Below are 22,008 nucleotides of genomic sequence, written 5' to 3'. Positions count from 1 at the left end.
ACGGTGAATCACTGCCTGGCGGGGGATCGATACAGCGAATCAATACAGTGGGGGCGTGACCATCGATCTGCGCGCCGACCCCATCGCCCTCACCGCCGCCCTCGTGGATATCCCCAGCGTGTCCAAGGACGAGGCGGTCATCGCGGACACCGTCGCCTGGGCACTGCGGGAGCAGACCGAAGGGTTCGAGATTCTGCGGCACGGGAACACCGTGCTGGCGCGCACCAATCGCGGACTGCCGACCCGGGTGATCCTCGCCGGACATCTGGACACCGTGCCGATCGCCGACAATGTGCCCGGCCATTTCGTGGAGGGCGAGAACGGGGAGCGGCTGCTGTACGGCTGCGGCAGCGTGGACATGAAATCCGGCGACGCGGTGTTCCTGCACCTGGCCGCCACCGTCGCCGAACCGGTGCACGATCTGACCCTCATCTTCTACGACTGCGAGGAGATCGCCGCCGAGTTCAACGGGCTCGGGCGGATCGAGCGGGAGCTGCCGGAATGGCTGGACGGTGACCTCGCGATCCTCGGCGAGCCGTCCGGTGGCTGGGTGGAGGCGGGCTGTCAGGGCACGCTGCGGGCACGCATCACCACCGCCGGGGTGCGGGCGCATTCGGCGCGGGCGTGGCTGGGCGACAATGCCATTCACCGGCTGGCCCCGGTGCTGGAGCGGATGGCGGCCTATCGGGCGCGGGAGGTCGACATCGACGGCTGCGTGTACCGCGAGGGGCTGTCGGCGGTGCGGATCTCCGGCGGGGTGGCGGGCAATGTGGTGCCCGACGCCGCCGAGGTGGACGTGAACTTCCGCTTCGCCCCCGACCGCACCCTGGACGAGGCCACCGAGCACGTGCGCGCGGTCTTCGACGGCCTCGACATCCACTTCGAGCGCACCGACGGCGCCCCCGGCGCCCTGCCCGGCCTGTCCGCCCCCGCGGCCAAGGACCTCATCAGGATCGTGCACGCCCACGGCAGCGGCGGCGTCCGCGCCAAGTACGGCTGGACCGACGTCTCCCGCTTCGCCGCCCGCGGCATCCCCGCCGTCAACTTCGGCCCCGGCGACCCCAACCTCGCCCACAAACGCGACGAACACCTCCCCGTCACCCAGATCACCCAGGTGACCGCCATGCTCCGCAGCTACCTCACCGGCGACAACCGCTGACCCACTGCCCCCGCGGCCGCCACGACCGAGACGCTGCCAGCGACGCCCCATCTCCAGGTAGCCGTGGCGAGAGAACGCCGCGCACAGAGGTGCTCCGGCGGCCGGTCCAGCGTGTGGGGCCCTCGCGGCCGGTCTCGTGTGCGAGGACTCCGCTGACACGACAACTTCTGGAGCAGCACCCCGACTCACCACATCCCGAACAACCACACGCCCCGCCCGGAGCGCAGCGGAGGGCAAGATAGATACTGCCCGTATGTCTGCTGACGCCGAATTCGGTGCTCGCTCGTCCAAGACTCCTCGGTTCCGGGGTCCGATAATGCTGCGCCGTGATCGTAAGAAGGGGATAGGGACCACCGACGAGCATTTGCTCGACGAACGCGGGACCGGTGACTGGGTGCACACCGATCCGTGGCGGGTGCTGCGGATTCAGGCCGAATTCGTCGAGGGCTTCGGCACTTTGGCGGAGGTGCCGCGGGCCGTGGCGGTGTTCGGGTCGGCGCGGACTCCGGCCGATCATCCGGAGTATCAGGCGGGGCAGGCCATCGGGGCGGCGCTGGCGCGGGCCGGGTTCGCGGTGATCACCGGCGGTGGGCCGGGGGCGATGGAGGCCGCCAACCGGGGCGCGTCCGAGGAGGGCGGGTATTCGATCGGGCTCGGCATCGAGCTGCCGTTCGAACAGCACCTCAACGAGTGGGTGGATCTGGGGATCAACTTCCGCTACTTCTTCGTCCGCAAGACCATGTTCGTGAAGTACTCGCAGGCATTCGTCTGTCTCCCAGGCGGTTTCGGCACCCTCGACGAGCTGTTCGAGGCGCTCACCCTGGTGCAGACCCGCAAGATCACCCGCTTCCCGATCATCCTGTTCGGCACCCGCTACTGGTCGGGTCTGGTGGATTGGCTGCGGGATTCGCTGTTGGGCTCGGCCAAGATCTCCCCCGGCGACCTCGGCCTGCTGCATGTCACCGACAGTGTGGAGGATGTGGTGAACATCGTGACGCAGGCCGCCGAGGCCCGCGCCGAACTCGAGGCGGCGGAGGTGGAGGAACAGTGGTGAGCGACGCGGGTCCGGACAACACCGCGTACGCGGTGTGCGTGTACTGCTCGGCCAGTTCCGCCGACGCGTCGGTGCTGGAGCTGGCGGCGCGGGTGGGCACCGAGATCGGCCGTCGCGGGTGGCGACTGGTGTCCGGCGGCGGCAATGTCTCCATGATGGGCGCGGTGGCCCAGGCGGCGCGGGCGGCGGGCGCGCACACCCTCGGCGTGATCCCGAAGCACCTGGTGCACAAGGAGGTCGCGGATGTGGACGCCGACGAGCTGATCGTCACCGACACCATGCGGCAGCGCAAGCAGATCATGGAGGACCGCGCCGACGCCTTCCTCACCCTGCCGGGCGGTATCGGCACCCTCGAGGAGTTCTTCGAGACCTGGACCGGTGCGTATCTCGGCGTGCACGACAAACCGGTGGTGGTGCTGGATCCCGACGACCACTACCGCGGCATGTTCGACTGGATCGACGAGCGGTTGGGCGGCCGGGGTTTCGTCGGACGTGAGGCGGTCGACCTGGTGACGGTGACCAAGGATCTGCCCGCGGCGTTCGCCGCCCTGCGGCCCGACGCCTGAAGCGGCCGAATTTCGCGTTCTCCTCGACAACTCGGGCGTCATCGGAAAGGCTGGAAGATGTGACGACCGATGCACGTTCGACGGTGAGCCTGCTCGACCTGGTCCGCGCCCTGCCCGGGATGGCCGTGCGAGCACCGCGGATGGCGCGAAATGCGCTGGGCCTGTTGGTGAAATCGCGGGACAGAGCCTCGATCGGCCTGTTCTTCCAGCGTGCGGCCCGGCGGCATCCGGACCGGCCCTTCCTGAAATTCGAAGGCCGCGTGTACACCTGGGACGAGGCGAATGCCGAGGTGAACCGGTACGCGCACGTGCTGGCCGGGCGCGGGGTCGGCCGCGGTGACGTGGTCGGCGTGCTCATGACCAACCGCCCGGAGACGCTGTTCACCGCGCTGGCCACGGTCAAGCTCGGGGCGACGGTCGGGCTGCTCAACCACAATCAGCGAGATACCGTGCTGGCGCACAGTTTCGGGCTGTTGGACAGTGTGGTGGACGTGGTGGGGGAGGAGTGCCGGGAGGCGCTCGAGTCGTTGTCCGAGCCGCGCCCCGCGGTGCTGTGGTCGCAGCAGCTGGCCGACGCCGCCCGCACCGCCGACACCGCGAATCCGGCGGTGACGGCGGAGGTCACGGCGGGCGAGCGGGCCTTCCTGATCTTCACCTCCGGCACCACCGGCATGCCCAAGGCGAGCGTCATGACGCATCTGCGGTGGACCAAGAGCATGGCGGGCCTGGGTGGGCTCGGCGTGCGGCTGCGCGGCGACGACACCATGTACTGCTGTCTGCCGCTGTACCACAACAACGCGCTCACGGTGGCGCTGTCGTCGGTGGTGTCGGCGGGCGCGTGCCTGGCGCTGGGACGGCATTTCTCGGCCTCCCGGTTCTGGGACGAGGCCATTGCCGCCGATGCCACGGCCTTCATCTACATCGGTGAGCTGTGCCGGTATCTGCTCAACCAGCCGCGCAAGAGCACCGACCGGTCGCATCGGGTGGCCGTCGCGGTGGGCAACGGGCTGCGGCCGGAGCTGTGGGACGAGTTCCGGGATCGGTTCGGCATTCGGCGAATCGTCGAGTTCTACGGTGCCAGTGAGGGGAACGTCGCCTTCATCAACGCCTTCGGTGTGGACCGCACCGCCGGCTTCACGCCGCTGCCCTTCGCCATCGTCGACTACGACGACGAGACCGGTAAGGCCCGACGCGGTCCGGACGGCAAGCTCCGCAAGGTGTCGACCGGCGGCGTCGGCCTACTGCTGGCCAAGGTGACCGACCGCTCCCCCTTCGACGGCTACACCGACGCGGACGCCACCGAATCCAAGCTGGTCCGCGACGGCTTCGCCGACGGCGACTGCTGGTTCGACACCGGCGACCTGGTCCGCGATCAGGGTTACCGGCACATCGCCTTCGTGGACCGCCTCGGCGACACCTTCCGCTGGAAGGGCGAGAACGTGGCCACCACCGAGGTCGAGGGCGCGTTCGACGGCCTCGACGCCGTCTCCCAGGCGGTCGTCTACGGCGTCGACATCCCCGGCACCGACGGCAAGGCGGGCATGGCCGCCGTCACCCTCGCCGAGGACGCGAAATTCGACGGTCACCAGGTCGCCGCCCACCTGTACGACCGCCTCCCCGCCTACGCCGTCCCCCTCTTCATCCGCGTCGTCGGCGAACTGGAGCAGACCTCCACCTTCAAGAGCCGCAAGGTCGACCTCCGCAAGCAGGGCTACACCCCCGACGACCACAGCGACCTCTACGTCCTCTCCGGCCGCACCGACGGCTACGTCCCCGCCTACCCCACCTATCCCGAGGACGTGGCCAACGCCCGAGCCCCCCGCGACTGACCGCCGTCGCGGGGAGCCGGACCCGGGTGTCCTCGATCTCCTGACGGGCGGGGTGGGTACAGGGCTGGGTACAGTCGAGGGCATGTGTGCGCCGTTGCCGACATTGTGCGGGAAGCCGGTGGCGACGGATCGGGCGCTGGTGATGGCGATCGTGAACCGGACGCCGGACAGCTTCTACGACAAGGGTGCGACCTTCGGTGACGAGGCCGCCATGGGGGCGGTTGCCCGGGCGGTGCGGGAGGGGGCCGATCTCGTCGACATCGGCGGGGTGAAGGCCGGGCCCGGTGCCGAGGTGGACGCCGCCGAGGAGGCGCGGCGGGTGGTGCCGTTCGTGGCCGCCATTCGGGAGGCGCATCCGGACCTGTTGATCAGTGTGGACACCTGGCGGGCCGAGGTGGCGCGGGCCGCGGTGGCGGCGGGCGCGGATCTGATCAACGACACCTGGGCCGGCGCCGATCCGGACCTGGTGGGGGTGGCGGCCGAACTGGGGGTGGGCATCGTGTGCAGCCACACCGGCGGAGCCGTGCCGCGCACCCGCCCGCATCGGGTGCGCTACGCCGATGTGGTGGCCGAGGTCACCGAAACGGTGGTGGGCGCGGCCGAGGCCGCCGCGGCGGCTGGCGTGGCAAAAGATTCGATACTGATCGATCCCACGCATGATTTCGGCAAAAACACCTACCACGGGCTGGAATTGTTGCGGGCTTTGGACGTTCTCGTTAACTCCGGCTGGCCGGTCTTGATGGCGCTGAGCAATAAGGATTTCATCGGAGAGACTCTTGGTGTCGGCCTGTCCGAACGATTGGAGGGCACATTGGCAGCAACTGCTTGGTCCGCCGCCGCGGGTGCTCGGGTTTTCCGGGTGCACGAGGTCGCCGCCACGCGCCGTGTGGTCGACATGATCGCCGCCATCCAGGGTCTCCGCCCGCCCGCCCGAACCCTGCGAGGTCTCGTATGACGGACTGGAACTTCACCCATACCTGGGATCGTCCCGACTGGACGGTCGAAGAGCTCGTCGCCGCCAAGAAGGACCGCACCGTATCGGTGGTCCTGCCCGCCCTCAACGAACAGGACACCGTCGCCGACGTCGTCGCCAGTATCAGACCCCTGCTCGGCACCCTGGTGGACGAACTGGTGGTGCTGGACTCCGGCTCCACCGACGCCACCATCGAACGCGCCCGCGCCGCCGGGGCCACCGTGTACACCCGCGAACAGGCCGTACCCGAACTCGAGCCCGTGCCGGGCAAGGGGGAGGTGCTGTGGCGGTCGCTGGCCGTCACCGACGGTGACCTGGTGGCGTTCGTGGACTCCGATCTCATCGATCCGGACCCCATGTTCGTGCCGAAGCTGCTCGGCCCACTGCTCACCGTGCCGGACGTGCAACTGTCCAAGGCCTACTACCGCCGCCCGCTGCGCCACGACACCGGTATCGACGAGCACGGCGGCGGCCGCGTCACCGAACTGGTGGCCCGTCCACTGCTGTCGGCGCTGCGACCCGAACTGTCGAAGGTGTTGCAGCCGCTCGGCGGCGAGTACGCGGGCACCCGTGAACTGCTCACCTCGGTTCCGTTCGCACCCGGCTACGGCGTCGAGATCGGCCTGCTGCTGGACACTTTCGACCTGTACGGCCTGCACGCCATCGGCCAGGTCAACCTCGGCGTCCGCACTCATCGCAACCGCCCGCTGTCCGACCTCGGCGTCATGAGTCGCCAGATCCTCGGAACGGTGCTGGGCCGCAGCGGAATCCCGGACTCCGGCGCGGCCCTGACCCAGTTCCCGCTCATCGGCGGTGAATTCACCGCGCTCACCACCGAGGTATCCCTCACCGACCGCCCACCTATGAAGGAGCTGCGCCCCGCCTGGGCCGCCGCCTGACCTGAATCCGTCGCGAAGGCGGGCCGACCGGAATCGCCGGAGCGGCCCGCCTTCTCGGTGTCACGAGGCCGCCTGTCAGCGGTCGTGGCGGTAGATGGGGGTGAGCAGGTCGGCTTCGATGGGTTCGCCGGTGGAGCGGTCGTAGCGGACGCCCACGACGGCCGAGAAGGGGTGGATGCCCGCGCGCTCGTGCAGGGTCGCCAGACGGGTGGCCAGCAGGCGGATGGCGCCGAGGGAGGCGGGTGGGTGCAGGCCGTCGATGACCAGCACGTGGCCGCGGCCGTCGGGGCGGGGGAGGCGGGCCAGGTAGGCGATGTCGTAGGGCTCGGTGCCGCCCGGTCGGTATACCCGGCGGGCGGCGCGATCCTCGATACCGCGGCGCACCCGCCCGGCCCGCGCCACCGTGCGCCGCAGCCGCGGGTCCGCCGCCACCAGGTAGCGCAGGCTGGGGGAGAGCTCGGGCCCGCCGAGCACGATCAACCCGTCCCGGTCGAGATCCAGCGGACGTCCGGGCAGGAAGCGCTCGATGGTGACGGTGAATCCCAGTTCGCGCAGCAGTTCCAGCAGCCGGTGCGGCCCGGCCGGGTCCGGCGCGCCCACCAGGGCCATGGCGCGGGTGGTGGACCGTACGTCAGGGGTGAGGATGGTGAGCGGTCCGTGCCCGAAGAACAAACCTTCCGGTACCGGTCCCTGCGTGCTCACCTGATGGATGCGCGCCCGGGAAAGCCCCGCCGCCGCACCGATTCTCGCGAAGGTCCAGCCCTCCGCGTGCAGTTCCCTGATGACCGCACGCCGAATTCTGGTGAGCTCGTTGATGGTCTGCTGGGCTGCGGCCACACCATCGGTGGCCGCCTTGAGGCGTTCGACCTTGTCCTCGATCGCGAACACCCGTGCCACCTCATCGGCCGACATAACCGAAGTCTAGGTACCTGAACAGCTCTCGGCGTCTACTCCGGTTTACTTGGCCCGAATTAGGTCGCGTCGGGATCCAGCGGCGGGCGCTCGTTGCGCTCCAGCGGTTTAGCCGGTTCCGGCATCGAAAAACTGCCGTAATTGCTGCTAGGAGCGCTGACGGGTTTGTCGAATTTTCCGGTGAAGAGGGAATCGTCGCCGTCGAGAAGGTGTTTGGTCACCATCGACCGCGGATTCATACCGCGGAGTTCGTTCAACTGCTCGAGCGGTTTCCGGATCTCCTCGAATTCCGGCCCGAGTTCCTGCTTCAGCGATGTCGTCGCACCGGTAGCGTAATCGCGTACCTGTCGCAGCGTTCTACCGGTCCAGCGGATAGCGCCGGGCAGCCGCTCCGGTCCGAGGATGACGAGGGCGGCGACGACCAGGATCATCATCTCGCCCCAGCTGATATTGCTGAACACGGTGTCTTCTTGCCTCCGCTTCGCTCCGGCTGTTCGCGGCCCCGGCGGGCCGCGATTCTCCCTCCTCCGCTCCTGTCGAGGTGTCGTTCGAGGGTGGTCAGTCTGATTCGAGAGTAACCGGGACATCTACTTCCCGGCCGTCGCGGATCAAGCGGACGGTGACCGTCTGGCCAATTTCCTGTGACTGCACCGCGACGGTGAGCTCCTCCGGACCGGTGACCTCGCGGTCGCCGACCCCCACGATCACGTCGCCCTCCACGATGCCCGCCTTGGCGGCCGGACCGCCGGCCTGCACATCGGCCACCTCGGCACCGCTCATCACGTCATTGGCGACGATCTTGGTGCGGGCGCTCACACCCAGCCGGGGGTGGTGCACCTCACCGTTGTCGATCAGCGCCTGTGAAATCCGCTTCACCTGATCCACCGGAATGGCGAAACCGAGGCCCACCGAGCCGCCGCTCTCGGATTTGATGGCGGTATTGATGCCGACCAGTCGGCCCTGCATATCCACCAGCGCACCGCCGGAGTTGCCGTGATTGATGGCGGCATCGGTCTGCACGGCGTCGAGCGTGGCATCGGTGTCGGTGCCCTCACCGCCGACCTTGACCGGTCGATTCAACGCCGACACGATACCGGCGGTGACCGTCTCCTCCAGGCCCAGCGGTGAACCGATGGCCAGCACCTGATCGCCGACCTTCACATTCTCCGATTCCCCGAGCTGGATGACCGACAGATTCTTCACGTCCACATGCAGCACGGCCAGGTCGGATTTGGGATCGCGTCCGACAATGGTGGCCGGGACCCGCGTGTTGTCGGAGAACACCACCTGCAGTTTGGCCTGGCCGGTCTTGTCGTTGGCGGCCAGTGAGATCACGTGATTGTTGGTGACGATATGGCCCTCGCCGGAGATCACCACCCCGGAACCGGAGGAGCCGCTGTCGCCGACCCACGCCCGCACCGTGACCATGGCGGGCATGACCGCGCCGACCACCCTGCCGATCTCACCGGCCGGGATCTCACCGCCGCCGGCGGTCTGCAACTCCACCTTGCGCGCGGTGAGCGAGGAGGCGGACTGACCGGCGAACAGGCCGATCACACCGCCCAGCAGACCCGCGAGCACACCCAGCACCACCGCCACCGTGCCCAGCGCGAGCAGCGCCTCCGGCTTCACCTTGCCGCCGAACAGCACCTCGCGGGCGGTCAGCTGCTCACCGGGAGCGAGTGGTTCGGGCCGCGGCACGGCGATCGCGGGCGCGCCCAGGCGCGCGACCGCATCCGGGTCACGCCACGGATCGGCGGGCGGGGTCGCGGCCGCGTCGTCGTGCGCCGCCTCCGGATCGCGCTGCAACAGCTCGGTGGAGCCCTCGGGACGCGAGAACGCCTCGGCCAGTACGGCATCCGGCGGGCGGTTCTGCACCTCGGGCGCATCCGCGGGCGGCGCGGCCGGGACTCCGCCGGGCCGCGGGCCGAAGGAACCGGCCTGTCCGTTCGGGCGGCGGAAGGCGCGGGCGGTGTGCTTGTCGACGTGCGGGCGGTAGACCGGGCGCGGCCCCAGGACCGGTGCGTCCGACGGCCTCAGGTTCCCCCTGTTGGCCGCCGAATCGGGCGTCTCCGCGGAGTGCGGTGGCTGCTGGTCCCCGGCACCCGATGCCGCCGGAGTGTTCTTCGATTCGGAGGTCACGCGATGAACTCTACTTGCGCCACCACGCCGTCCACCGCCTGCTGTCGAACGAATCTTGGCGCATGCCGAAGGAACTCGCTCCCGCGGCGAACATGCCGTGGTCGGCGGCGGGGCCCGGGGCGGGATGCTGCGGTGGTGTCGGCTCCGCGCCGGGCAGCTCCGAGATGGGGATCCGGCTCAGGGTGTCGTGCAGCCGCAGCGGTGCGGTGATGTGGCTCGACTGCCGCAGCGCGATCCGCGCCTGCTGCTGGGACTCCACCTCGGCCGCGCATTCGGGGCACACCGACAGGTGATGCGAGGCGCGCAGATACGCGTTCATCCGCAGCTCACCGTCCACGTACGCGGCAATGGCCTCGGTGGCCAGATGCTCGGTGGGGGCGAATCGAGGCGGACGCTTCGGCGTTCTGTCCTCGCCGTTCATATGGTGCACACCCTTCCGGAACGACCTCGGCAATGCCCGGGAACCCGGTGCCGGGAACTACGGACACACAGCCCGCAAGGTTTACCCGACCTTCGCGGCGTCGAAACGCCGCTGTGTCCCATTATGCTCGAGGTATTCGCGCAGTGCCTGCCGTCCCCGGTGGATTCGGCTGCGCACGGTGCCCAATTTCACGCCCAGGGTGGCGCCGATCTCCTCGTAGGACAGGCCCTCGATGTCACAGAGGACGACCGCCGCACGGAACTCCGGCGCCAGCGCGTCCAGCGCCGACTGCAGGTTCGGGTCCAGATTCGCGTCGTGGTAGACCTGCTCCGGCCCCGGACCCTCGGACGGCACCCGGTCGTAGTCCTCCGGCAACGCCTCCATGCGGATGCGGTTACGGCGGCGGACCATGTCGAGGAACAGGTTGGTGGTGATGCGGTGCAGCCAGCCCTCGAAGGTTCCCGGCTGGTAGTTCGACAGGGAGCGGAAGACGCGAATGAAGGTTTCCTGGGTCAGGTCCTCGGCGTCCTGCGGGTCACCGGTCAGGCGATAGGCGAGGCGATAGACGCGATCGGCGTGCTCGCGCACCAGATCGTCCCAGGAGGGCATCATGGTGCGGTCACCGGTGGCGTCGAAGGCGGCGGTCCCGGTGAGGGGCTCGTCCGCGAAGGATTCGCCGTCCAGCGCGATATCGCTGTTCGGCGGGATCTGCTCGGGCAGATTGGCGTGTTCACGCGCCGCGTCGACCATGTGGATGGGGTTACCTCCTACTCGGGACCGTGAACGTCGGTACGGGGTACAACCGAAGGGTTGGCTCGAGTTGTTCCCGAACCGGGCTCGCGGTCGCTGGCCTGGCGTTGGCGATTACTCTTCCCGGTCCCGATGTGGCAGCCGTATGCGCAGGCTGAGGGACACCTGAGAAAATTCGCCACACCGGTCGGTCACCGGCACGCGATAGGGGCGTCGCGCCGTTAGCCTCATATCCGTGAGCCAGACTCCCGCGGCATCGAACCTGCAGCGCAACCTCGCCTACGTCGAGGAATCCGTGGCCGAGGACGATATTCTCGTCGCCGCCCGCGAACGCGCCGTCGAATTGGGCGCGTCTCCGGTGCCGCCCGCGGTCGGAGCGCTGCTCAGCATGTATGCCCAGCTGCTGGGGGCCAAGGCCGTGGTGGAGGTGGGCACCGGGGCCGGGATCAGTGGGCTGTGGCTGCTGGACGGCATGCACTCCGAGGGCACCCTCACCACCATCGACTCCGAGCCCGAACACCAGCGGGCCGCCCGGGAGGCGTTCCGCGCCGCGGATATCGCGCCCGCCCGCACGCGGCTCATCAACGGCCGCGCCCTGGACGTGCTGCCGCGTCTCGCCGACGGGGCCTACGACCTGGTGTTCATCGACTGCGCGCCGCTCGAGCACCCGCAGTATGTGGAACAGGGGGTGCGCCTGCTCCGCGAGGGCGGCGCGATTCTGCTGCACAATGCCCTGCTCGGCGGCCGCGTGCCCGACCCGGCCCAACGCGATCCGGCCACCCAGGCGGTCCGCGCCGCCACCCGCGCCGTAGCCGAGGACCCGCAACTGACCAGCGTCCTGATCCCGGTCGGCGACGGTCTGTTGTGCGCGTCGCGCGGCTGAGCCCGTGGGCACCGCGCCGCACCGGCCGTGCGGTGGGTGACGCCTAGAGCGTCGCGCGGTCGCGACCGGTGGCGCGCCGACCGTATTCGGGTGCGTCGCAATGGCTCCCGCAGCGACCGCGGCCGGTGGTGGGTCGGAGGGCGGACGGTGTCGCGCAGGTGGCATATCGGACGGTTCGGGGCTGTGTCTGCGGGTATTGCTCGCGAGAGTCGAGTGATTCGAGAGGTGCAGACGAATGGCTATTGCCGACGGCATTGTGCGGGGAGCGTTCGCGGCGGCCGCGCGAGTGCGTGACGCCCGTGTCTTCCATCCGAACGGATTGCCGTTGACCGGTGTGCTGCATGCCGTCGACGGTGTCTACAAGCAACTGCTGGGCAGTGCGGCTCGTCCTGTGCTGGCGCGGATTTCGAAGGGCGTCGGGTTGCCCGACGGGGTGCCGGACGTGCTCGGACTGGCGGTGCGGGTACTCGACCGGCACGACCGCCCGTGGGATCTGGCGCTGGCCACCACGGGCACCGGCACGCTGAGCCGGTTCGTGATCACGCCCGCGCTGGGCTGGTCGAGTGCGTACTACGGCAGTCTGATGGCGTACCGGTTCGAGGACGGTCCCGTCGAGTGGATCTTCGCCGAACCCGATGCGGCCCAACCCGAATCACCGTCGCTCGGGGCGATGTCGACCCATCTGGAGGGGCACCGACTCGGCTTCACCCTGCAGGCCGCGCCGCTGACCGGTCCCAAGCGGACGCTGGCGGAGATCACCGTCGCCGCACCGGAGATCGGCGAACAGGCCGGACCCGGATTCTTCGATCCGGTGCGCAATCTGCCGCCGGAGGTGGAGTTGCTGCCGCGTCCGGTGACCGCGGTGCGGAAGTGGGCGTACACGGGCAGCCGCCGCGGTCGGCACGAGACCGACGCCGTGGCGACCGCGGGTGTCGCCGGATTGCAGGGCATGTCCGAACGCTGAGGCCGGACACCACCGGGACGGCACTGGGGTCGCACCGCCGGATGCCGCCGCGCCGGGCATCGGCGTTTGTCGAACGCGTGGAATTCTGACATGCGGAGCAATGCTGCCGGGTTGAACTTGCCGTGCGGAATATCCGCGCGAGGCATGCGGCGACCAGGGGAGTGTCGGGTCTTGCGGAAGCGTTGAACGCCTGTTTAGTATATTGAACGTGTGTTCAACCGACTAGCCGTACCGCAAGGATCCGCCGAGGATCTGAGTACTCGCGCCCGTATCCGGGACGCCGCCATCGCCGTATTCGGTGAGCAGGGCTTCGGGGTGGGCGTACGCGCGATCGCCACGGCCGCGGGAGTCTCGCCCGGCCTCGTCAACCATCACTTCGGATCGAAGGACGGTCTGCGCGCGGCGTGCGACGAGTACGTCCGCGCGGTGGTGCGGGAGGCCAAGGTCGAATCCATGGAACGGCCGTCACCGTCGGGGCTGCTGCGGCAGATCGCCGAGATCGAGGAGTACGCGCCGCTCATCGCCTACCTGGTGCGCAGCTTTCAGGCCGGAGGCAGTCTGGCCGCCGCCTTCTTCGAGCACATGGTCGAGGACGTCGAGCACTATCTGAGCGCCGGTATCGCGGCCGGAACCCTGCGTGCCCCCAGCGATCTCGCGGCAATGGCGCGTTTCCTGGCGACCACCAACGGCGGCGGCATGATGATGTTCCTGCAGCTCTACGCGACCGAACACCCCGGCCCCGTCGACTACCGGAAAGCCCTGCGCGAGTACGCCGACCGCATGATGCTGCCCGCCCTCGAGCTCTACACCCACGGTCTGCTGACCGACTCCATGATGCTCGACACCCTGCTCGCCCAGCGGCAGGACAACCCCCCATAGCCGACCGGATCCTGCTTCCGGCAAGGAGATTCGATGAATGCCTCGACCACCCCGGCCATCTCGGTCCGGGATCTGCACAAACACTTCGGGCCGGTGCGCGCCCTGGACGGCCTCGACCTCGAGGTCGCCGCGGGGGAGGTGCACGGCTTCCTCGGACCGAACGGGGCGGGCAAGTCCACCACCATCCGCGTGCTGCTCGGCGTGCTGTCCCGCACCTCGGGCGAGGCCCGGGTGTTCGGCCGCGACCCCTGGGCCGACGCCGTCGCTCTGCATCACGACATCGCCTATGTGCCAGGCGATGTCACGCTTTGGCCGACACTCAGCGGCGGGGAGACCATCGACCTGCTCGGGCGGATGCGCGGCGGCATCGACGACGCGCGGCGCGCCGAGCTGATCGAGCGTTTCGAACTCGATCCCAAGAAGAAGGCCCGCACCTACTCGAAGGGCAATCGGCAGAAGGTCGCACTGGTCTCGGCGTTCTCGTCCCATGCCAGCCTGCTCCTGCTGGACGAGCCCACCTCCGGCCTGGATCCGCTCATGGAGCAGGTGTTCAACGAGTGCGTGGCCGAGGCGGCGCGGCGCGGCTGCACCGTCCTGCTGTCCAGCCACATCCTGTCCGAGGTGGAGAAGCTGTGTCAGCGCGTGACCATCATCCGCGCCGGACGCACCGTGGAATCGGGCAGCCTGCGCGAGCTGCGGCATCTGAGCCGCACCTCCATCACCGCCGAATTGTCCGGTGACCCGGGCGATCTCGGCCGCCTTCCCGGTGTGGCCGACGTGAGCCTGGAGGACCATACGCTGCGCTGCCAGGTGGATGCCGAGCATCTCGGCGAACTCGTCCGCGTGCTGGGCGCGGCCGGAGTGCGGAGCCTGGTGAGCCAGCCGCCGACGCTGGAGGAACTGTTCCTACGCCACTACTCGCACAATGGCGAGCGGGCCGCCGGGGCGGAGGCGGTGCGATGACCACCGCCGTGCTGCCGCGCCCGCGCGCGACCGAAACCGTGTTCCGTGCGGCCGATTTCGCCGGTACCGGTCAGATGCTGCGGTTGTTCCTGCGTCGCGACCGCATCGTGCTGCCGCTGTGGGTGCTGCTGCTGTCGCTGCCGTTGGGCAGTGTGTACATCGAGAGCATCGCGTCGGTGTACCCCGACGAGGCCGGACGGGTCGGCTTCGCCCGGTCGATTCTGGCCAGTCCCGCCCAGCTCGCCATGTACGGCCCGATCTACGACACCGGTCTCGGCGCGGTCGGGATCTGGAAAGCGGGCATGTTCTTCACCCTGCTCGGCATCGCCACGATCCTCACCGTCATCCGGCACACCCGGGCCGAAGAGGAAACGGGGCGCGGGGAACTGGTGGCCTCCACCCGGATCGGACGGTTCGCCGGACTCACCGCGGCGCTGGTGCTCGGCCTCGGCGGTGCGCTCGCCACCGGGTTGCTGGGCACGCTGAGCCTGCTGGGCACATCGGTACCCGCCTCGGGTTCACTGGCTTTCGGGCTGGCACTGGCCGGATCCGGCGCGGTCTTCGCGGCCGTGGCGGCGGTGGCCGCACAGGTATCGCCGAGCGCCCGCACGGCACGCGGAATCGCGTTCGCGGTACTGGCCGCCACCTACACGCTGCGGGCCATCGGCGACGCCCGGGCCGGGGACGGGCCGACCTCGGTGCTCACCTGGCTGTCGCCGCAGGGGTGGTCGTTGCAGGTGCGGGCGTACGCGGGCGACCATTTCGCGGTGCTGCTGCTGCACCTGGTCGCGGTGATCGTGCTGACCGCCGTCGCCTACACCCTGCTGGCGCACCGCGATCTCGGCGGCGGTCTCATCGCCGAACGGTCGGGCGCGCTGCGGGCCGGGCCCGCGCTGTCCGGTCCGCTGGGGCTGGCGTGGCGGCTGCAACGCGGATCGCTGCTGGCGTGGACCGTCGGACTCGCGCTGTACGGGTTGGTGTTCGGCAGCGTGGTGTACGGCATCGGCGACGAACTGGGCGACAGCGAGATGATTCGCGAGCTGATCCAGCGCATGGGCGGTGCACAGCTGCTGGAGGATGCGATGCTCAACTACGGATTCACCATGCTGAGCGTGGCCGCCACCGCCTACGCCATCTCGGCGGCGCTGCGCCTGCACGGCGAGGAGGCCGCCCAGCACGCGGAGACGGTGCTCACCGTCGCTGTCTCCCGGATCCGCTGGGCCGCATCGCATCTGGTGATAGCTCTGCTGGGTCCGGCGGTGATACTCGCCGTGGCCGGGACGGTCGGCGGGCTGGTGTACGGGCGGGCCGCCGGGGATGTGAGCGGCAAACTCGGCGCCGTGCTGGGCGCGGCCCTGGTGCAGTTGCCCGCCATCTGGCTGTTCGTCGGTGTCGTGATCCTCCTGTTCGGCGTGGCGCCGCGCTGGACCCCGGTCGCCTGGGGCGTCTTCGTCGCCGCCGTGGCGGTCTTCCTGCTGGGCGCGATTTCCGGAGCACCCCAATGGTTCCGCAATCTCGACCCCTACCAGCACGCACCGAAACTCCCGGGCGCGGAGTTCACGGCCACGCCGCTGGTGATCATCACCCTGCTGGCGGCGACCCTGATCATGATGGGGCTGTTCGGTTTCCGTCGCCGAGATCTGCGCTAGGGCAAGGCCGCTCCGAATCTCCTGGCGTGCTGTGGATTTCCGACCGGTCGGTTATGGGTCGGGAGTCTGTGAACTCGGGCCGAGGTCTGGATTTCCCCACCTGGACGGTGGTACACGAATGGTGGGGGAATCGAAGGATGAGGAGGTGCGGCAATGTACGAAGGGGCAATCCTCGGCGCGCATCTGCCGTCGGGATGGCTGTGGCCCGCGCTGATCCTGTTCGGCGGCGTGGTTTTCGTGGCACTGCTGGTGCTGCTGCTGGTCAGCGGGGCGCGGTTCGACGACCATCAGGGTGGTATATCGCCGACCCCGACGCCGGGATCCTGCGCCCCGTTCTGTACCGAACCGGTGTACGCCCCGGCTCACCAGCGCTGAATCGGTGCGGTGAGGATTACCTCACCGCCGTGGCGGCTACTCCATCGATGAGATCGACGGATGGGGTGTGCCATGGTGCAGCGGTTTCCGACCGTGGTGGGGTTGTACCTGCGTGAAGGTCAGCGGTGGCGGCGCATCGCCGAGTTCCGGGTGAATACGGAGGGGTACGCCACATTTCGCGCCATCGATCCGGTCGAGGGGCTGGTCGGCCGCGTCTGGTTCCAGCAGGGCGTCGACATCCTCGGCGAACAGCGCACGGTGCTGCCCGGCGCGGGCGCGGAATTCCTACGGGCACTATTGCAGCCCTTCGGATTCCGCGACTACCTCTTCCGTGACGACAGCGTACCGGCCGAGGCGGGCGCACGGCCGCGCCCTGGCCGCACCCGCACGCACGGCGCGAGTGCGGGCCGCAACGGTTCCGGCGACCGGCACTGCGCTAGAGACTATTGGCCAGCAGCGCGTACTGCGCGGACGCCTTCCGCTGCACCGACGTCTCCGAATCCGCGTTGACCAGCGCCACATACCGCTTGTAGGACACATAGCAGCGGTACACGCCGTCGCCGCTGCTCGAGCGCGGCAGCCGCATGCATGTCGTATCGGGCACCCGTTCCGGCGCCGAACCGCTCACCCAGCGCTCGCCGAGACTGCCGATCAGCCCGTCGATCAGATTCCGCCCGGCGGCGGCGTCACGCACCCGGAACAGGACGTTCTCCTCGGTCAGGCTCATGGCGTCGAGGTCGGTGTCGTCGACCAACTGCTGCCGTTTGGCCTGATCGGGCGCACCCAGCACCAGCGCGTTCGGGCCGTAGACCGCGAAGTCGTCCGGATTCGGGGTGTGCCCGTCGCGGTTGTCCACCAGGGTCCGCGCCAGCATCTGTCCCGGATCGACGGGCAAATCGTCCACCCGATCCGCGGGCGTGGGTTCGAAGGCGTCCACCAGCGGCACCTGGGCGTCCAGGGTCTTGCGCGCCCACGACACCAGATCCTGTTCGTCGGCACGCGGCCGGGACGCGAACACCGCGATCACGAACTCCTTGCGCGGCATGGTCATTCCGATATTCGGCACGCCCGGCCGCCAATGCGCGAAGGCATCGGGGTATTCGGCGATGGTCAGCTTGCGGTTCTGCTCGCGCGCCACGTCGAAATCGGCGTCCTCGAGTTCCCGCGCGGCCAGCTTGGCGGCGTCCTCCGACGGGAAGCGCAGCAGTCGAACGGTCACCGTGGTGCTCGTCGGATCGGGCGCGTCCGAACCCGCCGGATCGGGCTTGTCGGAACCGCTGGCCGCATAGCCCGCGATGAAGCCGCGATTCTCCAGGATCGGCCGCGACACCCCGGACAGATGGCTCACCTCGACCACCGTGTCCGCATCGGGCAGCACGATGCCGCCGCGACCCACCGTGAGCGACGGATCGATCCGCACCGCGGGGGTGACCGCCTCGGCCATGCGCATACCCTCCAGCACCGGGCCGGAGCCTTCGGCGCGCTCCTGATAGGTGTAGCGGTCGACCGGATAGGAGCCGGTGTCGAGGGTGCGGACGTCGATCTCGCCCGCCGTGGGCGTGCCGGACACCCCGCATCCGGTGAGTAGGGCCGTCACGGCCAGACAGGTCGCGGCGGTGGCGGCACGTGCGGCGCGTCTCATGATGCTCCCTCCCGCGCTGCCGAGCGGCGCGCGTCACCCACTCGATTCTCTGGCCGCGAGCGGGCGGCTGTCCAGCTAAACCCAGATGCCCTTGCCGACGGTCACCACACCGCCGTTGCTCACCGCGAACCGTTCCCGATCCCGTTCCAGATCCACGCCGATGATCTCGCCCTCCGAGACCACCACGTTCTTGTCCAGGATGGCGTGCCGCACCACCGCGCCGCGCCCGATGCGCACACCCGGCATGAGCACACTGCCCTCCACCGTCGCGCCGTCCTCCACGAATACATTCGAGAACAGCACCGAATTGCGGACCGTGGCCGCCGACAGAATGCTGCCCGCGCCCACGATCGACTCCTGCGCCAGGCCGCCGCGGCCGAACTTGGCCGGAGGCAGGTTCTCGGCCGCGCCGCGAATCGGCCAGTGCCGGTTGTACAGGTCGAACACCGGATCCACCGACACCAGATCCATATGCGCGTCGTAGAAGGCGTCGATGGTGCCCACATCGCGCCAGTAGCCGCGATTGCGTTCGGTGGATCCGGGCACGTCGTTGCGGGCGAAGTCGTAGACCGACGCCTGCCCGGCGCGTACCAGCTCCGGGATGATGTCGCCGCCCATATCGTGATCGGAGTCGGTGTTGTCGGCATCCGCGCGAATGGCGTCCACCAGCACCTTGGTGGTGAAAACGTAATTGCCCATGGAGGCGAAGGTGGCGTTCGGGTCGTCCGGGGTGCCCGGCGGATGCACCGGCTTCTCCAGGAAGCCGATGATGCGACCGGACTCGTCGGAGTCGATGCAGCCGAAGGCGCTGGCGCTGCTGCGCGGCACCCGGATCCCCGCGACCGTCACGCCCGCGCCGGATTCGATGTGATGCGACACCATCTGCTCGGGATCCATGCGGTACACGTGATCCGCGCCGAAGACCACGATGTACTCCGGATCCTCGTCGTAGATGAGGTTCAGCGACTGCATGATGGCGTCGGCGCTGCCGGTGTACCAGCGCGGGCCCAACCGCTGCTGCGCGGGCACCGGGGTGATGTACTCGCCGCCGAAACCCGACAGCCGCCAGGTCTGGGAGATGTGGCGGTCCAGGGAATGCGACTTGTACTGGGTGAGGACGCAGATGCGCAGGTATCCGGCGTTCACCAGATTCGACAGCACGAAGTCGATGAGGCGGTAGGCCCCGCCGAACGGCACCGCGGGCTTGGCCCGGTCCTTGGTGAGCGGGAAGAGTCGCTTGCCCTCGCCACCGGCGAGCACGATCCCGAGTACGTGCGGCTGGCTCCTCACCCTCCCCAACTTACAGCGTCAGGGTGTCTGCGCAGTGCCGGCGAGACACACGCCGACTTACGAGCAATCGGACAATCCCGTCGCCGATATCGAGACACGCCGAAGACCCGCTGTGACGCGGCCCGGACAATCCGTACAGAGCTTGGTGGCGATTCGGTCGAGCGTTTAGGTTGGAGCGCGTGGAATACGGCGCGGACGGTGGACGCGAACTGCGCGTCGCCATGATGACCCGCGAATACCCGCCCGAGGTGTACGGCGGGGCGGGCGTGCACGTCACCCAGCTGGTGCCGCGGCTGCGGCGGCTGTGCGACGTCACCGTGCACTGTATGGGGGTGCCGCGCACCGACGCCGTCGTGCATCAACCCGATCCCATGCTGTACGCGGCCAATTCGGCGCTGCAGATGATGTCCGCGCAACTGCGCATGGCCGATGCGGCGGGCGGGGCCGACGTGGTGCACTCGCACACCTGGTACACCGGGTTGGCCGGGCATCTGGCGGCCGAACTGTACGGGATACCGCATGTGCTCACCGCGCATTCGCTGGAACCGAGGCGGCCCTGGAAGGCCGAGCAGCTGGGCGGTGGATACCGGCTCTCGTCCTGGTCCGAGCGCAATGCCATGGCCGCCGCCGATGCCGTGATCGCGGTGAGTTCCGGGATGCGGGCCGACGTCCTCGACGCCTACCCGGATCTCGACCCCGAGCGAGTGCACGTGGTGCACAACGGAATCGACGCGCAGACCTGGCATCCCGGCGGGCCGCCCGAGGGGGTGCGGGACGTACTGGCCGAACTCGGGGTGCGCCGGGACCGGCCGATCGTGGCGTTCGTCGGGCGCATCACCCAGCAGAAGGGCGTCTCGCACCTGCTGGCGGCGGCGCGGCGACTGGACCCGGACATCCAGCTGGTGCTGTGCGCGGGCGCGGCGGATACGCCCCGGCTGGAGGCCGATGTGGCGGAATCGGTGCGGGAGCTGAGCCGACGACGCGGCGCGGTGTTCTGGGTGCGGGAGATGTTGCCCACCGAGATGGTGCGGCAGATTCTTTCCGCGGCAAGCGTTTTCGTCTGCCCCTCGGTGTACGAGCCGCTGGGGATCGTGAATCTGGAGGCCATGGCCTGCGGAACCGCGGTGGTGGCGTCGGATGTGGGCGGCATTCCGGAGGTGGTGTCCGACGGGGTGACCGGGCGGCTGGTGCCCTACGACGCGCACGACACCGTGGGCTTCGAGGAGGCGCTGGCCCGGGTCATCGAGTCCGTCGCGGGCGACCCGGTGACCGCCGAGGCCATGGGCGCGGCCGGAAGAGCCCGCGCCATAGCCGAATTCGACTGGAACCGGATCGCCGCGCAGACGGTGCGGGTCTACGACCGGGTGCGTAAGAGCTAGAAACGCGCGGTGTCGGGGTGCACGAAGCTGGTGCTCGCCGCGGTGCCGGGTACACGATGCGGGTGCTCGCCGCGGTGCTGTGGCCGACGCGGTGCTCGCGGCGGTGCCGGAAACCGACGATCGCGGCGTGGTTCGCGCCGGTGGCGGCGCGACAGGTTGCCGCCGGTGCCGTGACTACCGGGCGGCGGTGCGGCGCAGGGCGAAGATACGCAGTTCGCGGCTGGTGCGGCCCTTGTAGGCGGTGTACGCCTGCGTGGTCTCCTCGAAACGGGCGAAGATCTCCGCCTGCTGCTCCGGGTCGGTGACGCGGGTGGCCGTCACCGGAATCCGCTGTCCGGCAATGGTGACCGTGCCCGTCGGATCGGCCAGCAGATTGCCCGTCCACGCCGGATGGGTGGCCTGACCGAAATTGCTGCCGATCACGTACAGCACATCGCCGTCGTGCACGTACAGCAGCGGCGTGGTGCGCGGCTGCCCCGACTTGCGGCCGGTGGTGGTCAACAGGATCACCGGCGCACCGATCGGCCCCAGCACCGTGTACTTGCCCGCGGTGCGCTCCAGCACTCGCCGATCCAGCGGCGTGAGCTTGCGAATCACCGTCGACCCCACGTTGGTGGCCGCGAACGAACTCGCCGCCCGCCGCAGCAGACCTGTCTGCGGACCCCACCGCCGATCCGGGAACTGAGCGCTCATGCGGAGAACCGTACCGCCACAACCGGACACGGAGGTATTCGAGGAGGCCGGTGCGGGCGGCACCCGGCTCTGGGGGTGGTCAGCCGCGCGGGCGGTACACCGACACCGTGACCGAGGCGGTCACCGGATACGGCTCGGGCATCGCCGCGATGCGTTCGTCGCGGGTGTCGGCCGCGTGGAAGGCGGACGGGCCCATGCGCACCACGTGGCGGATATCGGCGTGGTCGAGCGTCATCGTGTACTCCACCGGGGTGCGCTCCAACAGTTCGAACCGCGCACCCAGCGATTGCGCCAGCCGCTCCTGCTTGTCCGCGTCCACCCGCACCATGGCGAGCGGCTCTATGAGCTCACCCAGATGCCGCTCGGTCGGCGTGACCACCACGAACCGGCCGTCCGATGTCAGCACCCGCGCCACCTCCTCCGCGTTGCGTGGCGCGAACACGCACAGCACCGCGTCGAGCACCCCGTCGCGTACCGGCAACCCCCGCCACGCATCGGCCAGCACCGCCCCCGCCCGCCCATGCGCCCGCGCGCACCGCCGCACCGCCGGTTTCGACACATCCACCGCGATCCCGCGCGCGGCGGG

The 22,008-nt window shown here is 69.2% G+C and carries 23 protein-coding genes; 14 read left to right on the top strand and 9 right to left on the bottom strand.

The features are described 5' to 3' along the window. Positions 1 to 55 precede the first annotated feature (55 nt). From dapE to ON31_RS23605, 6 genes are all read left to right on the top strand, one after another. The gene (gene dapE / locus ON31_RS23630) at positions 56 to 1,159 is read left to right on the top strand and encodes a succinyl-diaminopimelate desuccinylase (RefSeq protein WP_039816946.1); all 1,104 of its coding nucleotides are present in this window, start codon (positions 56 to 58) and stop codon (positions 1,157 to 1,159) included. A gap of 253 nt (positions 1,160 to 1,412) precedes the next feature. Next, positions 1,413 to 2,213 carry an LOG family protein gene (locus tag ON31_RS23625; RefSeq protein ID WP_039816944.1) on the top strand — a complete coding sequence of 267 codons (801 nt, stop codon included), beginning with the start codon at positions 1,413 to 1,415 and terminating at the stop codon, positions 2,211 to 2,213. Continuing rightward, positions 2,207 to 2,779 (top strand): LOG family protein, encoded by a 573-nt coding sequence (locus tag ON31_RS23620; RefSeq protein ID WP_039816942.1) that lies wholly within the window; start codon positions 2,207 to 2,209, stop codon positions 2,777 to 2,779. Before ON31_RS23625 ends, ON31_RS23620 begins: the two co-directional genes overlap by 7 nt. 59 nt (positions 2,780 to 2,838) lie before the next feature. Beyond that, positions 2,839 to 4,608 carry a long-chain-acyl-CoA synthetase gene (locus tag ON31_RS23615; protein WP_039816941.1) on the top strand — a complete coding sequence of 590 codons (1,770 nt, stop codon included), beginning with the start codon at positions 2,839 to 2,841 and terminating at the stop codon, positions 4,606 to 4,608. Between the two features lie 82 nt (positions 4,609 to 4,690). After that, positions 4,691 to 5,563, top strand: a complete 873-nt coding sequence (folP, locus tag ON31_RS23610; protein WP_039816939.1) for a dihydropteroate synthase — start codon at positions 4,691 to 4,693, stop codon at positions 5,561 to 5,563. Continuing rightward, positions 5,560 to 6,480: a glucosyl-3-phosphoglycerate synthase gene (locus ON31_RS23605; RefSeq protein ID WP_039816938.1), complete on the top strand. Its 921-nt coding sequence runs from the start codon at positions 5,560 to 5,562 to the stop codon at positions 6,478 to 6,480. The genes folP and ON31_RS23605 overlap by 4 nt, the downstream gene beginning before the upstream one ends. A gap of 75 nt (positions 6,481 to 6,555) precedes the next feature. On the opposite strand, the gene ON31_RS23600 is transcribed toward ON31_RS23605, so the two are convergent. From ON31_RS23600 to sigE, 5 genes are all read right to left on the bottom strand, one after another. Then, entirely contained in the window at positions 6,556 to 7,392 is an 837-nt protein-coding gene (locus ON31_RS23600; protein WP_029931453.1) for a hypothetical protein, read from the bottom strand. A 59-nt stretch (positions 7,393 to 7,451) separates the two neighbouring features. Beyond that, a complete protein-coding gene (gene tatB / locus ON31_RS23595) occupies positions 7,452 to 7,853 on the bottom strand; it encodes a Sec-independent protein translocase protein TatB (protein ID WP_039816937.1) in 402 nt (133 codons plus the stop codon). 97 nt (positions 7,854 to 7,950) lie between these two features. Further along, complete coding sequence (locus ON31_RS23590; protein ID WP_051037662.1) at positions 7,951 to 9,534, bottom strand: S1C family serine protease; 1,584 nt, start codon at positions 9,532 to 9,534, stop codon at positions 7,951 to 7,953. 10 nt (positions 9,535 to 9,544) lie between these two features. Then, positions 9,545 to 9,955 carry a zf-HC2 domain-containing protein gene (locus tag ON31_RS23585; protein ID WP_029931456.1) on the bottom strand — a complete coding sequence of 137 codons (411 nt, stop codon included), beginning with the start codon at positions 9,953 to 9,955 and terminating at the stop codon, positions 9,545 to 9,547. Between the two features lie 81 nt (positions 9,956 to 10,036). Next, positions 10,037 to 10,705, bottom strand: a complete 669-nt coding sequence (gene sigE, locus ON31_RS23580) for an RNA polymerase sigma factor SigE (protein ID WP_063821556.1) — start codon at positions 10,703 to 10,705, stop codon at positions 10,037 to 10,039. A gap of 235 nt (positions 10,706 to 10,940) precedes the next feature. On the opposite strand from sigE, the gene ON31_RS23575 reads away from it, so the two are divergent. From ON31_RS23575 to ON31_RS36915, 7 genes are all read left to right on the top strand, one after another. Beyond that, positions 10,941 to 11,588: an O-methyltransferase gene (locus ON31_RS23575; RefSeq protein WP_051037661.1), complete on the top strand. Its 648-nt coding sequence runs from the start codon at positions 10,941 to 10,943 to the stop codon at positions 11,586 to 11,588. 235 nt (positions 11,589 to 11,823) lie between these two features. Beyond that, on the top strand, positions 11,824 to 12,552 hold the full coding sequence (locus ON31_RS23570; protein WP_039816936.1) for a hypothetical protein: 729 nt from the start codon (positions 11,824 to 11,826) through the stop codon (positions 12,550 to 12,552). 210 nt (positions 12,553 to 12,762) lie between these two features. Then, on the top strand, positions 12,763 to 13,431 hold the full coding sequence (locus tag ON31_RS23565; protein ID WP_039816935.1) for a TetR/AcrR family transcriptional regulator: 669 nt from the start codon (positions 12,763 to 12,765) through the stop codon (positions 13,429 to 13,431). Positions 13,432 to 13,464: 33 nt separating this feature from the next. Continuing rightward, the gene (locus ON31_RS23560; protein ID WP_039816934.1) at positions 13,465 to 14,394 is read left to right on the top strand and encodes an ABC transporter ATP-binding protein; all 930 of its coding nucleotides are present in this window, start codon (positions 13,465 to 13,467) and stop codon (positions 14,392 to 14,394) included. After that, a complete protein-coding gene (locus ON31_RS23555) occupies positions 14,391 to 16,043 on the top strand; it encodes an ABC transporter permease (protein ID WP_039816933.1) in 1,653 nt (550 codons plus the stop codon). The genes ON31_RS23560 and ON31_RS23555 overlap by 4 nt, the downstream gene beginning before the upstream one ends. A 153-nt stretch (positions 16,044 to 16,196) precedes the next feature. Then, positions 16,197 to 16,418: a hypothetical protein gene (locus ON31_RS23550; RefSeq protein WP_039816932.1), complete on the top strand. Its 222-nt coding sequence runs from the start codon at positions 16,197 to 16,199 to the stop codon at positions 16,416 to 16,418. A gap of 72 nt (positions 16,419 to 16,490) precedes the next feature. Then, on the top strand, positions 16,491 to 16,928 hold the full coding sequence (locus ON31_RS36915) for a hypothetical protein (protein ID WP_147286994.1): 438 nt from the start codon (positions 16,491 to 16,493) through the stop codon (positions 16,926 to 16,928). Here the strand turns inward: ON31_RS36915 and ON31_RS23545 are convergent. Together ON31_RS23545 and glgC are read right to left on the bottom strand one after the other, a co-directional pair. Beyond that, the gene (locus ON31_RS23545; RefSeq protein WP_039816931.1) at positions 16,855 to 18,060 is read right to left on the bottom strand and encodes a DUF7373 family lipoprotein; all 1,206 of its coding nucleotides are present in this window, start codon (positions 18,058 to 18,060) and stop codon (positions 16,855 to 16,857) included. The genes ON31_RS36915 and ON31_RS23545 overlap by 74 nt on opposite strands. 75 nt (positions 18,061 to 18,135) lie before the next feature. Continuing rightward, positions 18,136 to 19,350, bottom strand: a complete 1,215-nt coding sequence (gene glgC, locus ON31_RS23540; protein ID WP_039816930.1) for a glucose-1-phosphate adenylyltransferase — start codon at positions 19,348 to 19,350, stop codon at positions 18,136 to 18,138. A 209-nt stretch (positions 19,351 to 19,559) separates the two neighbouring features. Between glgC and glgA the strand changes: the two genes are divergently transcribed. Beyond that, positions 19,560 to 20,729 carry a glycogen synthase gene (gene glgA, locus ON31_RS23535; protein ID WP_039816977.1) on the top strand — a complete coding sequence of 390 codons (1,170 nt, stop codon included), beginning with the start codon at positions 19,560 to 19,562 and terminating at the stop codon, positions 20,727 to 20,729. Positions 20,730 to 20,903: 174 nt separating this feature from the next. Here the strand turns inward: glgA and ON31_RS23530 are convergent, their stop codons facing one another. After that, positions 20,904 to 21,422: a nitroreductase family deazaflavin-dependent oxidoreductase gene (locus ON31_RS23530; protein WP_039816929.1), complete on the bottom strand. Its 519-nt coding sequence runs from the start codon at positions 21,420 to 21,422 to the stop codon at positions 20,904 to 20,906. A gap of 79 nt (positions 21,423 to 21,501) precedes the next feature. Beyond that, positions 21,502 to 22,008 (bottom strand): methyltransferase domain-containing protein (locus ON31_RS23525; protein WP_039816927.1); only part of this gene is annotated, 507 nt, incomplete at its 5' end.

It is taken from the genome of Nocardia otitidiscaviarum NBRC 14405, assembly GCF_000308635.1.
Lineage (GTDB): Bacteria > Actinomycetota > Actinomycetes > Mycobacteriales > Mycobacteriaceae > Nocardia > Nocardia otitidiscaviarum.
Note: the sequence above shows the minus strand (reverse complement) of the source record. Positions and strands in the feature narration are given on the sequence as shown.

Bases quoted from the DNA above. Each gene is read 5' to 3' on its own strand.
- ON31_RS23625 (WP_039816944.1), top strand. From the start codon at position 1,413: ATGTCTGCTGACGCCGAATTCGGTGCTCGCTCGTCCAAGACTCCTCGG.
- folP (WP_039816939.1), top strand. From the start codon at position 4,691: ATGTGTGCGCCGTTGCCGACATTGTGCGGGAAGCCGGTGGCGACGGAT.
- ON31_RS23605 (WP_039816938.1), top strand. From the start codon at position 5,560: ATGACGGACTGGAACTTCACCCATACCTGGGATCGTCCCGACTGGACG.
- ON31_RS23600 (WP_029931453.1), bottom strand. From the start codon at position 7,392: ATGTCGGCCGATGAGGTGGCACGGGTGTTCGCGATCGAGGACAAGGTC.
- ON31_RS23585 (WP_029931456.1), bottom strand. From the start codon at position 9,955: ATGAACGGCGAGGACAGAACGCCGAAGCGTCCGCCTCGATTCGCCCCC.
- sigE (WP_063821556.1), bottom strand. From the start codon at position 10,705: ATGGTCGACGCGGCGCGTGAACACGCCAATCTGCCCGAGCAGATCCCG.
- ON31_RS23570 (WP_039816936.1), top strand. From the start codon at position 11,824: ATGGCTATTGCCGACGGCATTGTGCGGGGAGCGTTCGCGGCGGCCGCG.
- ON31_RS23560 (WP_039816934.1), top strand. From the start codon at position 13,465: ATGAATGCCTCGACCACCCCGGCCATCTCGGTCCGGGATCTGCACAAA.
- ON31_RS23555 (WP_039816933.1), top strand. From the start codon at position 14,391: ATGACCACCGCCGTGCTGCCGCGCCCGCGCGCGACCGAAACCGTGTTC.
- ON31_RS23550 (WP_039816932.1), top strand. From the start codon at position 16,197: ATGTACGAAGGGGCAATCCTCGGCGCGCATCTGCCGTCGGGATGGCTG.
- ON31_RS36915 (WP_147286994.1), top strand. From the start codon at position 16,491: ATGGTGCAGCGGTTTCCGACCGTGGTGGGGTTGTACCTGCGTGAAGGT.
- ON31_RS23545 (WP_039816931.1), bottom strand. From the start codon at position 18,060: ATGAGACGCGCCGCACGTGCCGCCACCGCCGCGACCTGTCTGGCCGTG.
- ON31_RS23530 (WP_039816929.1), bottom strand. From the start codon at position 21,422: ATGAGCGCTCAGTTCCCGGATCGGCGGTGGGGTCCGCAGACAGGTCTG.